At 54.4% G+C, this 12,045-nt stretch carries 12 protein-coding genes and 1 tRNA gene; 7 read left to right on the top strand and 6 right to left on the bottom strand.

The window, feature by feature from the left end; all coding sequences use genetic code 11:
* The first annotated feature begins 85 nt into the window (after positions 1–85).
* On the top strand, positions 86–769 hold the full coding sequence (locus ACQKLP_RS22000) for a hypothetical protein (protein ID WP_427325129.1): 684 nt from the start codon (positions 86–88) through the stop codon (positions 767–769).
* 74 nt (positions 770–843) lie between these two features.
* Here ACQKLP_RS22000 and fumC read toward each other — a convergent pair whose 3' ends face one another.
* From fumC to ACQKLP_RS21980, 4 genes are all read right to left on the bottom strand, one after another.
* Entirely contained in the window at positions 844–2,244 is a 1,401-nt protein-coding gene (fumC, locus tag ACQKLP_RS21995) for a class II fumarate hydratase (RefSeq protein WP_427325128.1), read from the bottom strand.
* Between the two features lie 42 nt (positions 2,245–2,286).
* On the bottom strand, positions 2,287–3,063 hold the full coding sequence (locus ACQKLP_RS21990; RefSeq protein WP_427325127.1) for an enoyl-CoA hydratase/isomerase family protein: 777 nt from the start codon (positions 3,061–3,063) through the stop codon (positions 2,287–2,289).
* A gap of 120 nt (positions 3,064–3,183) precedes the next feature.
* Positions 3,184–4,020, bottom strand: a complete 837-nt coding sequence (locus ACQKLP_RS21985) for a hypothetical protein (protein WP_427325125.1) — start codon at positions 4,018–4,020, stop codon at positions 3,184–3,186.
* 143 nt (positions 4,021–4,163) lie between these two features.
* The gene (locus ACQKLP_RS21980; RefSeq protein ID WP_341841730.1) at positions 4,164–4,583 is read right to left on the bottom strand and encodes a cobalamin B12-binding domain-containing protein; all 420 of its coding nucleotides are present in this window, start codon (positions 4,581–4,583) and stop codon (positions 4,164–4,166) included.
* Between the two features lie 101 nt (positions 4,584–4,684).
* On the opposite strand from ACQKLP_RS21980, the gene ACQKLP_RS21975 reads away from it, so the two are divergent.
* Positions 4,685–6,352, top strand: a complete 1,668-nt coding sequence (locus ACQKLP_RS21975) for a glutamine--tRNA ligase/YqeY domain fusion protein (protein WP_427325124.1) — start codon at positions 4,685–4,687, stop codon at positions 6,350–6,352.
* A 70-nt stretch (positions 6,353–6,422) separates the two neighbouring features.
* On the opposite strand, the gene gltX is transcribed toward ACQKLP_RS21975, so the two are convergent.
* Positions 6,423–7,952 carry a glutamate--tRNA ligase gene (gltX, locus tag ACQKLP_RS21970; RefSeq protein ID WP_427325123.1) on the bottom strand — a complete coding sequence of 510 codons (1,530 nt, stop codon included), beginning with the start codon at positions 7,950–7,952 and terminating at the stop codon, positions 6,423–6,425.
* Between the two features lie 55 nt (positions 7,953–8,007).
* Here gltX and ACQKLP_RS21965 point away from each other — a divergent pair, with 55 nt between their 5' ends.
* On the top strand, positions 8,008–8,622 hold the full coding sequence (locus ACQKLP_RS21965) for a polysaccharide deacetylase family protein (protein WP_427325122.1): 615 nt from the start codon (positions 8,008–8,010) through the stop codon (positions 8,620–8,622).
* Between the two features lie 74 nt (positions 8,623–8,696).
* On the opposite strand, the gene ACQKLP_RS21960 is transcribed toward ACQKLP_RS21965, so the two are convergent.
* On the bottom strand, positions 8,697–9,569 hold the full coding sequence (locus tag ACQKLP_RS21960; RefSeq protein ID WP_427325121.1) for a hypothetical protein: 873 nt from the start codon (positions 9,567–9,569) through the stop codon (positions 8,697–8,699).
* 121 nt (positions 9,570–9,690) lie between these two features.
* Between ACQKLP_RS21960 and ACQKLP_RS21955 the strand changes: the two genes are divergently transcribed.
* The 4 genes from ACQKLP_RS21955 to ACQKLP_RS21940 all read left to right on the top strand — a co-directional run bounded on the left by ACQKLP_RS21955 (position 9,691) and on the right by ACQKLP_RS21940 (position 11,997).
* Positions 9,691–10,461 carry a TatD family hydrolase gene (locus ACQKLP_RS21955; protein WP_427325120.1) on the top strand — a complete coding sequence of 257 codons (771 nt, stop codon included), beginning with the start codon at positions 9,691–9,693 and terminating at the stop codon, positions 10,459–10,461.
* A gap of 41 nt (positions 10,462–10,502) precedes the next feature.
* Positions 10,503–11,540: an asparaginase gene (locus ACQKLP_RS21950; protein WP_427325119.1), complete on the top strand. Its 1,038-nt coding sequence runs from the start codon at positions 10,503–10,505 to the stop codon at positions 11,538–11,540.
* 52 nt (positions 11,541–11,592) lie between these two features.
* Complete coding sequence (locus ACQKLP_RS21945) at positions 11,593–11,838, top strand: YdeI/OmpD-associated family protein (protein WP_427325118.1); 246 nt, start codon at positions 11,593–11,595, stop codon at positions 11,836–11,838.
* A 72-nt stretch (positions 11,839–11,910) separates the two neighbouring features.
* Positions 11,911–11,997 (top strand) — tRNA-Ser (locus ACQKLP_RS21940).
* Positions 11,998–12,045: the final 48 nt, after the last annotated feature.

Raw genomic sequence — 12,045 nt, 5'->3', positions numbered from 1 at the left:
GGCCCCAAAGTAACCCTTGAAAACAGCGGTTATGTATCGCTGAGTATTGGACTCGTGTTTGGAGGATCCCTTTAAAATGAACTTTATGCGCTTTACTGCAAAACTATACATCGCCGCCTGTTTCGTAATCAGTCAGATCTCCTGCAAAAACGAACCCGATAAAATCTGCCCGGACATTCACCCTGTGGCCACTTTCAACGCTGGCGTAGATCCCGGCGAAACGCTCATCCTAAGTATAACCGGGATCGATGATGCCATTTATTATCATTGGTATGGCCCGCTTCACTTCAGCTCTCATGAAAAATCGCCTTCCATCCGGAATGCCAGTGGTTTTAACTCAGGCGTCTATTCCGTCGATATCGTGACGGAGAACGGCTGCCGTTATACCGCGCACACTGATTCACTCGCTATCATGCCGGTGGAATTGCCTTGCTCATTGCCGGATAATACCGGAGGCTTCGCCAATTGGCCATTTGCAAAAGTAGATTACGTGAATAATGAAATAATCGCAGCGCAATATCAAGCCGAAACGACCAGGATCAGGTTTAGAATGGGCGATCCTTTACCCGGGATTTATGCTATTGAGAAAGGCGAAGTGCATGTATCAATGGAAAACCGTGTCGGGAACTTTACTGCGCAGGACGGTAAAGTGTATGTATTAGCAGAAAACGGGAAAAGAATCGTCCAATTCTGCCAACTCGCATTTACCTACACTGATTATTACGGACAATTACATAAATCAGTAGGTAGCGCCCGAATCCTGTTTTGATCACTGCTTATACTCCATAAAAAAAGGTTGTCCGCATCTGCAGACAACCTTTTTCTTTTATCGTTCGGTTTCGCTTATCCGAGTTTACCGACCATGTTGGCGGGGATCACCCAGGCGTCGAATTCTTCGGGCGTTACGTAACCCAGTTTCACGGCCATTTCCTTCAGCGTGGTGCCTTCCTTGTGCGCTTTCTGCGCGATCTCGGCGGCTTTGTAGTAACCGATCTTCGTGTTAAGGGCGGTTACGAGCATGAGGGAATTGTCTACGTGCTTTTTAATGTTTTCCTCGATGGGCGCCAGTCCTTCCGCACACTTGTCGTTAAAGCTTACGCAACCGTCGCCCAGCAGGCGTGCCGAGTGGAGGAAGTTATAGATCATCATGGGTTTGAAGACGTTCAGCTCGAAGTGGCCGGTGGCGCCGCCGATGTTGATGGCCACGTCGTTCCCGAGCACCTGTGCGGCGATCATGGTGAGGGCCTCGCACTGGGTGGGGTTCACTTTACCGGGCATGATGGAGGATCCGGGCTCGTTGTCGGGGATGAAAAGCTCGCCGATGCCGGAGCGGGGGCCGGAGCTAAGCATGCGGATGTCGTTGGCGATTTTCATCAGGCTAACGGCTACCGTTTTCAGCGCGCCGTGGGCTTCCACGATGGCGTCGTGCGCGGCGAGGGATTCGAATTTATTTTCTGCGGTCACGAAAGGCAGGCCGGTGAGCGCGGCGATGTGCTTCGCAACGTTCACGTCGTACCCTTCGGGCGTGTTGATGCCGGTACCTACCGCGGTGCCGCCGAGCGCCAATTCAGACAGGTGGGGCAGCGTGTTGTTGATGGCGCGCAGGCCATGATCGAGCTGGGATACGTATCCGCTGATTTCCTGGCCCAGCGTGAGCGGTGTGGCGTCCATGAAATGGGTGCGGCCGATCTTCACGATGTGCATGTATGCCTTCGCTTTGGCAGCGAGGGTGTTGCGGAGTTTGGTGATGCCGGGGATGGTTACTTCCACGAGCATTTTATACGCCGCGATGTGCATGGCGGTGGGGAAGGTATCGTTGGAGGATTGTGATTTGTTCACATCGTCGTTCGGATGCAATACCTTGTCTTTATCGGTGAGCTGGCCGCCGTTGATGACGTGTGCGCGGTAAGCGACCACTTCGTTCACGTTCATGTTGGATTGGGTGCCGGAGCCGGTTTGCCAAACCACGAGGGGGAATTCGTTATCGAGTTTGCCTTCGAGGATCTCGTCGCACACTTTACCGATGAGCTCTGCTTTTTCTGCGGGCAGTACGCCGGCGTCGCGGTTGGTGAGGGCGGCGGCTTTTTTCAGGTAAGCGAAGGCTTTGATGATTTCCTTCGGCATCCTGTTAATGTCCTGGGCTATCCTGAAGTTGTCGATGGAACGTTGGGTTTGTGCCCCAAAATATGCGTTGGCAGGCACTTTCACCTCGCCCATCGTGTCTTTCTCTATCCTGAAATCCATAATACTTGAAATTTTGGACCGTAAAGTTACAGAACCTGCGGTTTATTCTCCTTTGAAATTGGGTTTACGTTTTTGAATGAAAGCGGAAGCGCCTTCCGTGAGGTCTTTGGTGGCGAAGCAGGCCCCGAATTCGGTGATTTCCGTCTCGAACCCGTTTTCGTCGTATTTGAAGTAGGTATTGACGCATTTGATGACGCGCGCCACGGCCAGGGGCGCCTTTTCACGGATTTTGGCCAGCTGTTCGCGGGTTTTGGGCAGCAGCTCTTCCGGGGAGGTGACGTGGTTGACGAGCCCCCATTTCAAGGCTTCTTCGGCCGAAATCATGTCTCCCGTGAGCATGAGCTCCAGGGCTTTCCCTTTCCCGATGAGGCGCGTCAGCCGCTGGGTGCCGCCATACCCGGGAATGATCCCCAGGTTCACTTCGGGCTGCCCGAACTTCGCATTGGCGCTCGCCAGCCGGAAATGGCAGGCCATGGCCAACTCGCATCCGCCGCCCAGCGCAAATCCGTTCACCGCCGCCACGATGGGCTTATGGCAATCCTCGATCCGCTGGAAAATGGTATGCCCCTTCTTCGCCAGCTCCATCCCCTGCTCGGGCGATAACTCCAGGAACTCGGAAATATCCGCCCCGGCGATGAACGCCTTGGGCCCGCTGCCGGTAATAATGGCCGCATACACGTCCTTGTTCTTGTACACTTCGTCCACCGCCAGCGCCAGGTCGTGCATCACCTCGCGGTTCAGGGCGTTGAGCTTGTCCGGCCGGTTGATCGTGATCTCCAGGATGCCGTCGTTGATTTGCGTGCTAAGGGTTTGGTACATATGGCAAGATGTTTTGTTTCGGTATGATCCGGCTAATTTAAGCCTAATGAAGGGATACGGGAAATAAAAAAGGCGCCGCCCTTCCGGCAGCGCCCTTCTCATTTGTTGGCTAAAATATTGTTAATCAGTAATTTCCGTTCTTTTTTCGATGATCACCTTCGTGCCTTTGCGGTACTCGGTAGTGGTGGTGGTCTTGTTGTGCGACCTGGCCTTGATCCCGAAGTTGTAGCTCAATGTCACGAACATCATATTGGCTTTCAGGTTTTTATAAGGCTGCGTTTTCACACCGCCCTTGGTTTCGGTATAATCTTCGTTGAAGAAATTGTTCAGGTAATACTGTCCTTTCACCCCAAACGCCGACCCAAAGCGGAACCCGGCGAAAAGCGAAGGCATGAACAGGTCCGTCCGGTCGCTGAACCACTCGTTGAACTTGGATTTCTTGTCGCCGTCGAGGAAATATTTCTCCTTGTAATTGAAAGCCATGTCATATTCCCCGCCGAAATACAGGAAGGTCCCGCTGCGGAGGTCCCCGATCTTAATCCCCACCGGAACGCCCAGCGTATATACTCGCTGTTTCAGCTTCACGGAGTCGTTGGGTTTGGTGATAATACCTATATTTTTGATATTCAATCCACTAAATATGCCGATATTATTATTGAAATCATAGTTATAGTTCGTGCCGACGTTGAAGAAAACGGTGAAACGGGGGATGTTGCGCATGCGCTCATCGTTCAGTTTCACATTGGCGAAAGAGAGCAGCGGCCCGTTTCCGCCGGCGGTTATATAGCCTTTACCGGGTTTCGGGGGCGCGTAGATGTGAAAATGGAAGCTCACTTTCTTTTTGGTTTCGGTAGACACGATCGTGGTATCGCTGGTTTTCGTGTCTTCCTGGGCACAGAGAGTGGTTGCGGAGGCGGTAAGGGCCAGGCACAGCGTTGCGTAGCGGACAATTTTCATGATGGTTTCAACTTTACTTGGTTAAGGATGGGGACAGCCGCTTATCATCCGGCCGGGCTTTCCGTTTTGGTTGCCCCGGAAAGCCATCGTTATGCTGCCGTCCGTAAAGAAGACGAACGTGTTTGTGAAAAGTTTCAAAAAAATTAAAATTCCCTGTGCTCCCGTGTCCAGCTATCAATATAATCGGCAATTTCCCGGGTATGGGTGCCGGGCGGGAAGAGTTTCCCCACGCCGAGGGCGTACAGTTCCTGCATATCCGTGTCCGGGATGATGCCGCCGCCGGTCAGCAGCACATCGTCCATCCCTTTTTCCTTCATCAGGGCGATGATTTTCGGGAATACGGTCATATGCGCGCCCGACAGGATGCTTACGCCGATGGCGTCCACGTCTTCCTGCAAGGCTGCGTTCACTACCATTTCCGGCGTCTGCCGCAGTCCGGTATATATCACTTCCATCCCCGCATCGCGGAGGGCGGAGGCGATCACCTTGGCGCCGCGGTCGTGGCCGTCGAGCCCTACTTTGGCTACCAGTACGCGGATGGGACGTTGATTCGGGTTGACCATAATTCCTATAATTGGATTGTAAATGTAGTATTTTCCCCGAAAGTGCGGCAAAAGCGTGTTTTCAATTATATTACCTTTGCAATTCGGATAAACTGCCAAATATGAGCGAAGAAAGATCACTGAATTTCCTGGAACAGATCGTAGAAGAAGACATTGCCAAAGGCGTAAACAGCGGGCGGGTGCTCACGCGCTTCCCTCCCGAGCCCAACGGCTACCTCCATATCGGCCATGCCAAAAGCATTTGCCTCAATTTCGGGCTGGCGCAGAAATACGGCGGCCAGACCAACCTCCGTTTCGACGACACCAACCCCGTTACGGAAGACACGGAGTATGTAGACTCCATCAAGGAAGACATCCAATGGCTCGGTTTCCAATGGGCCAAAGAGTTATATGCGTCCGATTACTTCGAACAGTTGTATCAATACGCCGTGGAGCTGATCAAGAAAGGCTTCGCGTATGTGGACGATTCCACCGCCGCCGAGATCGCCGCGCTAAAAGGCACGCCCACGGAGCCGGGGAAAGATAGCCCCTACCGCAACCGCAGCGTAGAGGAAAACCTCCAGCTCTTCGCCGACATGCGCGCCGGCAAATACCCCGATGGGGCCAAAACGCTCCGTGCCAAAATCGACATGGCATCTCCCAACATGCACATGCGCGACCCTATCATGTACCGTATCAAACATGCGCATCACCACCGCACCGGCGACGCCTGGAGCATCTACCCCATGTACGACTTCGCGCACGGGCAGAGCGACAGCATCGAAAATATCACCCATTCCATCTGCACGCTGGAATTCATCCCGCACCGGCCGCTGTACGACTGGTTCATCCAGCAGCTGGACATTTTCCCTTCGCACCAGTACGAGTTCGCCCGGCTGAACCTCAGTTACACGGTGATGAGCAAGCGCAAGCTACTGCAGCTGGTGAACGAAGGCATCGTGCGCGGATGGGACGACCCCCGCATGCCCACGATCGCTGCATTCCGCCGCCGCGGCTACACGCCGTCGAGCATACGCACCTTCGCGGAAAGGGTCGGCATCCAGAAGCGCGACAACATTATCGAGCTCGGGCTGCTGGAATACTGCATCCGCGAGGAGCTGAACAAAACCGCGCCGCGTGTGATGGCCGTGCTCGATCCCATCAAACTGGTGATCACGAGCTATCCCGAAGGGCAAACCGAGGAACTGCAGGCAGAAAACAACCCGGAAGATGCGGCGGCCGGCCATCGCAACGTGACCTTCAGCAATACGCTGTGGATCGAGCGGGAAGATTTCATGGAGAATCCGCCGAAGAAGTTCTTCCGCCTCGGCGTGGGGCTCAAGGTGCGCCTGAAATACGCTTACATCGTGGAATGCACGGGGTTCGACAAGGATGAGAACGGCAACGTGACCACGGTTTACGCCACCCATATCCCCGAAAGCAAATCCGGTGCGGAAGGCAGCGCCATGAGCGTGAAAGGCACCATCCACTGGCTGAGCGCGGCGCACGCCAAAACGGCCGAAGTGCGGTTGTACGACCGGCTTTTCACCGTCGAAAACCCGGCTGGCGCGGAAGGCGATTTCAAGGACCTCATCAATCCCAATTCCCTCGAAATCATCGAAAAGGCCTACATCGAGCCGTTCCTGGCCGATGCGAAGCCCGGCGAGCGTTTCCAGTTCCTGCGGAAAGGGTATTTCGTGGCCGACGCCGAGTCTACGCCCGAAAAACCCGTGTTCAACCGTACGGTGACGTTAAAAGACACCTGGGCCAAAGAAGCCAAAAAAGCATAACCGGACTTCACCGGAATAGAAAAAGGCCATCCACAGCGGATGGCCTTTTCGTTTATGCGGTCGTGTTATACTATTTCAACATTTCCAGCGCGATCGCGATACGGTCGATCGTTTCGTTTTTACCGATGGTAGCGGCGATATCGAATACCGGAGGACCGAATTTCCCACCGCAAAGCATGATGCGGAAAGGCAACTGCAATTCTCCCGGCTTGATGCCCCTGGCGGCGGCCAGCGCCTTGAAGCCTTCTTCCAGCGCGGCGGCGGAGAAATCTTCCTGATTCAGCAATGCGGCAGACCATTCTCCGAAGAAAGCCTGTTTGTCCGCATTCCACTTGGGTTTCACGGCATCCAGGTCATATTTTTCGGGGCGGATGAAGAAAAAGAACCCGTGGTCCCAGATTTCATTCACGAAATGGCAGCGCTCTTTCACCAGGCCGGCGATTTTTTCCACATAATCCGCATCCGCAGCTACGCCCTTCGCTTCCAGCACGGGGAAGAACAGCGCGGCGAGGCGGTCGTCCGGCGTGCGCATGATCCATTCGTGGTTGAACCATTTCGCCTTGTCGTAATCGAACTTGGCGCCGCCTTTGTGGACGCGGGAGATGGAGAATTTTCCGATCAGTTCCCCGATGGTAAAAATTTCCTGTCCGGAGCCGTCGTTCCAGCCGAGCATCGCCAGCATATTGATGAACGCTTCGGGGAGGAAGCCATTTTCGCGGAAGCCACGGGTGAGATCGCCGGTTTTGGGATCGGTCCAGTTCATGGCGTAAACGGGGAAGCCGAGGCGGTCGCCGTCGCGCTTGGACAGTTTACCGTTGCCATCGGGCTTCAGGATGAGCGGAAGGTGCGCCCATTGCGGCATTTCGTTGCCCCATCCCAGGTATTGCCAGAGCAGGATATGCACCGGTGCGGAGGGGAGCCACTCTTCGCCGCGGAAGGCGTGGGTGATCTTCATGAGGTAATCATCGACCACCACGGCCAGGTGATAGGTGGGCATTCCGTCTGCTTTGAGCAGCACTTTATCGTCTACGATATTGGTCTGGAAGGTAACGTCTCCGCGGATCATGTCGGTGAACGTCACTTCCTCGTTTACCGGCATTTTGATGCGGATGACGTGGGGCGTCCCTTTATCGAGGAGCGCTTTCACTTCGGCCGGTTCCATATTGAGCGAGTTGCGCATGTGGCCGCGGATGGCGTGGCCGTATTGCGGGGAATGGTTGCCGCGGGCGCGTTCCACTTCCTTCATGGCTTCCAGCTCTTCGGGGGTGTCGAACGCATAATAGGCGTTGCCGGAGGCGACGAGCTGTTCGGCGTACTGGCGGTACAGGGGTTTGCGCTCGGATTGGCGGTATGGGCCGTAGGGGCCGCCTTTCAGGGGGCTTTCGTCAGGCTCCAGACCGCACCAGCGGAGGCATTCCACGATATATTCCTCGGCGCCGGGCACAAAGCGTGTCTGGTCCGTGTCTTCGATCCGGAGGATAAACTCACCGTTGTGGTGGCGGGCGAAAAGATAATTGAACAGCACCGTGCGTACGCCGCCGAGGTGAAGCCCGCCCGTAGGGCTCGGCGCAAAGCGCACCCTTACTTTATTGTGACTCATACGGCGCAAAAATAATAATTTCGGGGCAGGGAACGATCACGCTAATCCGCTTAACATGTTCTATTTTACGAAAACACCCGGCTTTCTGAAGTCGCTCTACAAAAGCTGCACCTGGAATTTCTCGCCTGCCGTACCGGCGGTGTACCTGACGTTCGACGATGGTCCGCATCCCAAGGCCACGCCTTTCGTGCTGGAACAGCTGAAAAAATACGGTGCGAAGGCCACGTTTTTCTGTATCGGGAAGAATGTGGTGGAGCATCCTGCCATTTACCAGCAGATTTTGCTGGACGGGCATGCGGTCGGCAATCATACCCATAACCACCTCAATGGCTGGAAAACGGCTACAGACAAGTATCTCGCCAATATCAAGGAAGCGGCGCAATACATCCGTACCCGGTTGTTCCGTCCGCCGTACGGCCGGATTTCACCGTTCCAGATCAGGGAGCTGAAGAAGGAATACCAGATCATTATGTGGGACGTGCTCAGCGGGGATTTCGACACGGCGATCACGGGCGAGGCCTGTGTGCAGAATGTGGTGTTCAAGCTGCAACCCGGTTCCATCGTGGTTTTTCATGATAGCGAGAAGGCCTGGGACCGGATGAGCTACGCGCTGCCGCGGGTGCTGGAGCACTGTAAGCGCCAGGGTTGGGAGGTTCGCGCGATCGTGTAGGGGAGATATGGAAACGGCAACGCCGCATGCCCGGGAGGGTCATGCGGCGTTGTTATTATCGGGCCCGTTTACGGTTACAGGGTGATTTCCTTGGTTTTGTCGCCTACGGTGAGGATGGCTTTTTTGTCGCACTCGCCGTTGCCGTAGTTCAGTTTGCCGCTATGGCCGTTGAGGGTAACGGTCACTTCGCCAGACTGGATCCAGGGGCAGATGAGGCCGCGTTTAAGCGGAGTGGTGATGGCTACGGTAGCGGTTCCCAGGCTGTCTTTCAGCAGGGCGTTCCCAGTGATCTCGAACAGATCGTCTTTCGTGTCTACCGTGTTATTGTCTTTATATTCTACCGTGCGCGTGCCGCTGTAGGTGGCGGTGTAGCCGTTGGGATAGGTCACTTTGCCGTCGGTTACCGTGTACGTGAAGGTTTTCTTCGCGGAGAGCCAGCTGGTGGTGGTGATGACAACCGTACCTTCCACCTTGATGCCGTTCACGAAATAATTTTCGAAGGTAACGGTGGCTTTGGCGTCTTGCAGCCAGAGGATGCTGGTGAGCTTGATTTTGAGCTTGCCTTTGCGGGTGATGCCGCGGCCGTCTGTACAACCGTTCTCGAAATCGATCGTGAGCGTTTTGGGATAGGTGAGCACATCGCCCGGTTCGGCGGTGAAAACGCCATAGCAAACGTTCGGATTGGGATCGGTGTCTGCCTGTTCCGGTGCCTTACGGCCTCCGGGAGGCAATTCGCGGCGGTTATAGTCGATCGATGCGTTGAACACATCTTCATATATGGCGTTGACGTTGGCTTCGGAAACAGCGGCGGAGATGGTGTTGTTGTCTTTCTTGTCGTCTGCCCCGGATTTGGCGTCGTCCTTTTTGCAGGCGAAGAAAATGGTGATGGCGCCGATGGCGAGCGCAGTAACAGACAGCACCTTGTTCGTGTTAAAATAGTGTTTCATCGTAGGAGGTTTTTTATAGGTATTGGCATAGTGAGACTTACCTTTGACGGACGGTTTATCTCAAATATTAAATTTTTCTCAAAATTAAAGATAAACAATTAACTGAAAAAAACAATATATAATGAACTGGATTGACACGCACGCCCATTTATACTCCGATAACTTCGACTCCGACCGGCCGGAGATGGTGCAGCGCGCCATCCGGCAGGGGGTTGGGACGATGTTGCTTCCCAATATCGACGAAGATTCCATCGGGGTGATGCTGGCGCTGGAAGCGGCTTTCCCGGAACATTGCCTGCCCATGATGGGGTTGCATCCCGTTTACGTGAAAGAAAACGTCGAAGAGCAGCTGGCTATTGTGCGGAAGTGGCTGGAAACGCGGAAATTCTGGGGCGTGGGGGAAATCGGGCTGGATTTTTATTGGGACAAGTCGCTCCAGGAGCAGCAATACCATGCTTTCCGCAGCCAGATCAGGATGGCGCTGGAGTTCGGCCTGCCTATCGCCATCCACAGCCGGGAGGCCACGCGGGCCTGTATCGACGTGGTGAAAGAGCTGCACGACGGGCGGCTTACCGGCGTGTTCCACTGTTTTTCGGGCACGCTGGAGGAGGCGGAGGAGATCATCGGCCTGGGGTTCTACCTTGGCATCGGCGGCGTGGTCACGTTTAAGAAGTCGGGCCTCGACGCCATTGTGGCACAAATCCCCCTCGAGCACATCGTCCTGGAAACCGACGCGCCCTACCTGGCGCCGGTCCCCTATCGCGGCAAAAGGAACGAAAGCAGCTACATCCCGCTGATCGCGCAGACGGTCGCAGATGTAAAAAATCTAAAAATTGAGGATGTGGCTTCGATTACCACTGCCAATGCACAACAATTATTCAAAATGCTCTAACTGATTCCGCGGTACATTTGCATGCAATTCCATAGCATTACATGACGAAGATTCTCATCATCTATACCGGGGGCACCGTGGGGATGATTTACGACGAAAAGACGACCGCACTGCGGCCCATCGGTTTTAACGAGATCAGGAACAATCTTCCCGAGCTTTACCGGATGGGAATTGATTTTTACGTGTACGCATTCAATCCGCCGATGGACTCATCGGATATGCATCCTGAAGTATGGTCCGAGCTGGCCGGTATTATCGAAGACCGGTATGAGCGATACGATGGGTTCGTGATCCTGCACGGTTCCGATACCATGGCGTTTACCGCGTCCGCACTGAGTTACATGCTGGAGAACCTTTCCAAGCCCGTGATCCTCACCGGCAGCCAGTTACCCATCGGCAAGATCCGGACAGACGCCAAGGAGAACATCATCACCGCCATGGAAATCGCCAGCACCAAGGCGAACGGGCATTGTATGGTGCCGGAAGTCTGCATTTATTTCGACTTCATGCTCTTCCGCGGCAACCGCGCCAAGAAGTACAACGCCGAAAAATTCGAAGCTTTTTATTCCATGAACTATCCCGCGCTCGCAGAAGCCGGCATCGATATCAAGTACAAGCAGAATTTCATGCTTCCCGCGCCCACGAAGGAGTTGAAGGTGCACAAGAGCATGGACAACAACATCGGCGTGCTGAAGATTTTCCCCGGCATCACCCGCCGCGCGGTGGAAGCGATCGTGAACACGCCCGGCATGCGCGGCCTGTTGCTGGAAACCTTCGGCAGCGGCAACGCCACCACGCAATCGTGGTTCACGGAATGCCTGCAGAAAGCGGCAGACAAGGGGATCATTATGGTTGATATTACGCAGTGCGACGGTGGTTCCGTGGAGCTCGGCAAATATGAAACATCGACCCACCTGCAGAAGATCGGCGTGGTGAGCGGGCATGACATGACGTTTGAGGCCGCCACCACCAAACTGATGTTCCTGCTTGGCCAGAACCTGCCGCCCGAAGAGATAAAGCGGCTGCTGGAAGTGCCGCTGCGCGGGGAACTGACGCCTTCGGAGCCGGAGATTGAGTAGCGGCAGTTTTTTGCGGTATCCTTATATTTGCTAAAACCTTCACTATTTAACCATGCAACGCGATTTCAGCAATCTCAAAAGAGCCCTTCAGCCTATGCCCGATTATGTCGGGGAGGCTTTACAGCGCGAGGGGCTGATGGAAAAATACGAAGCCCGGCCGGCTTATCAGCAAAACGATTACCTGTCCTGGATCTCCAGGGCCGTTCGCGAGGAAACCCGCGAAAAGCGCCTCCGGCAGATGCTCGACGAGCTGAAGAAAGGCGGGGTGTATATGCGGATGGCCTACAACTGCCAATAAATCCAAAAAATAAATTGGAAAGTTTCAACAAAAGTCTATCTTTGCAACCCTGAATTGAATAATTCAACCGCCGGAGGAGTGCAGGAGTGGTTGAACTGGCACGCCTGGAAAGTGTGTATAGGTGAAAGCCTATCAAGGGTTCGAATCCCTTCTCCTCCGCAGTTCTTTACTAGCTTGTGTTTTAGTGATTTCCGGAGCGCCGATTAA

Source organism: Chitinophaga sp. NPDC101104, from assembly GCF_050277495.1.
In the GTDB taxonomy this organism is placed as follows: domain Bacteria; phylum Bacteroidota; class Bacteroidia; order Chitinophagales; family Chitinophagaceae; genus Chitinophaga.
The sequence above is the reverse complement of the archived record's forward strand: the minus strand, read 5'-3'. Positions and strand labels throughout refer to the sequence as shown.

What these genes read in the sequence shown, in the direction of transcription:
- ACQKLP_RS21990 (WP_427325127.1), bottom strand. Translation starts at nt 3,063, where the DNA reads ATGTACCAAACCCTTAGCACGCAAATCAACGACGGCATCCTGGAGATC.
- gltX (WP_427325123.1), bottom strand. Translation starts at nt 7,952, where the DNA reads ATGAGTCACAATAAAGTAAGGGTGCGCTTTGCGCCGAGCCCTACGGGC.
- ACQKLP_RS21965 (WP_427325122.1), top strand. Translation starts at nt 8,008, where the DNA reads ATGTTCTATTTTACGAAAACACCCGGCTTTCTGAAGTCGCTCTACAAA.
- ACQKLP_RS21950 (WP_427325119.1), top strand. Translation starts at nt 10,503, where the DNA reads ATGACGAAGATTCTCATCATCTATACCGGGGGCACCGTGGGGATGATT.
- ACQKLP_RS21975 (WP_427325124.1), top strand. Translation starts at nt 4,685, where the DNA reads ATGAGCGAAGAAAGATCACTGAATTTCCTGGAACAGATCGTAGAAGAA.
- ACQKLP_RS21985 (WP_427325125.1), bottom strand. Translation starts at nt 4,020, where the DNA reads ATGAAAATTGTCCGCTACGCAACGCTGTGCCTGGCCCTTACCGCCTCC.
- fumC (WP_427325128.1), bottom strand. Translation starts at nt 2,244, where the DNA reads ATGGATTTCAGGATAGAGAAAGACACGATGGGCGAGGTGAAAGTGCCT.
- ACQKLP_RS21980 (WP_341841730.1), bottom strand. Translation starts at nt 4,583, where the DNA reads ATGGTCAACCCGAATCAACGTCCCATCCGCGTACTGGTAGCCAAAGTA.
- ACQKLP_RS22000 (WP_427325129.1), top strand. Translation starts at nt 86, where the DNA reads ATGCGCTTTACTGCAAAACTATACATCGCCGCCTGTTTCGTAATCAGT.
- ACQKLP_RS21960 (WP_427325121.1), bottom strand. Translation starts at nt 9,569, where the DNA reads ATGAAACACTATTTTAACACGAACAAGGTGCTGTCTGTTACTGCGCTC.
- ACQKLP_RS21955 (WP_427325120.1), top strand. Translation starts at nt 9,691, where the DNA reads ATGAACTGGATTGACACGCACGCCCATTTATACTCCGATAACTTCGAC.
- ACQKLP_RS21945 (WP_427325118.1), top strand. Translation starts at nt 11,593, where the DNA reads ATGCAACGCGATTTCAGCAATCTCAAAAGAGCCCTTCAGCCTATGCCC.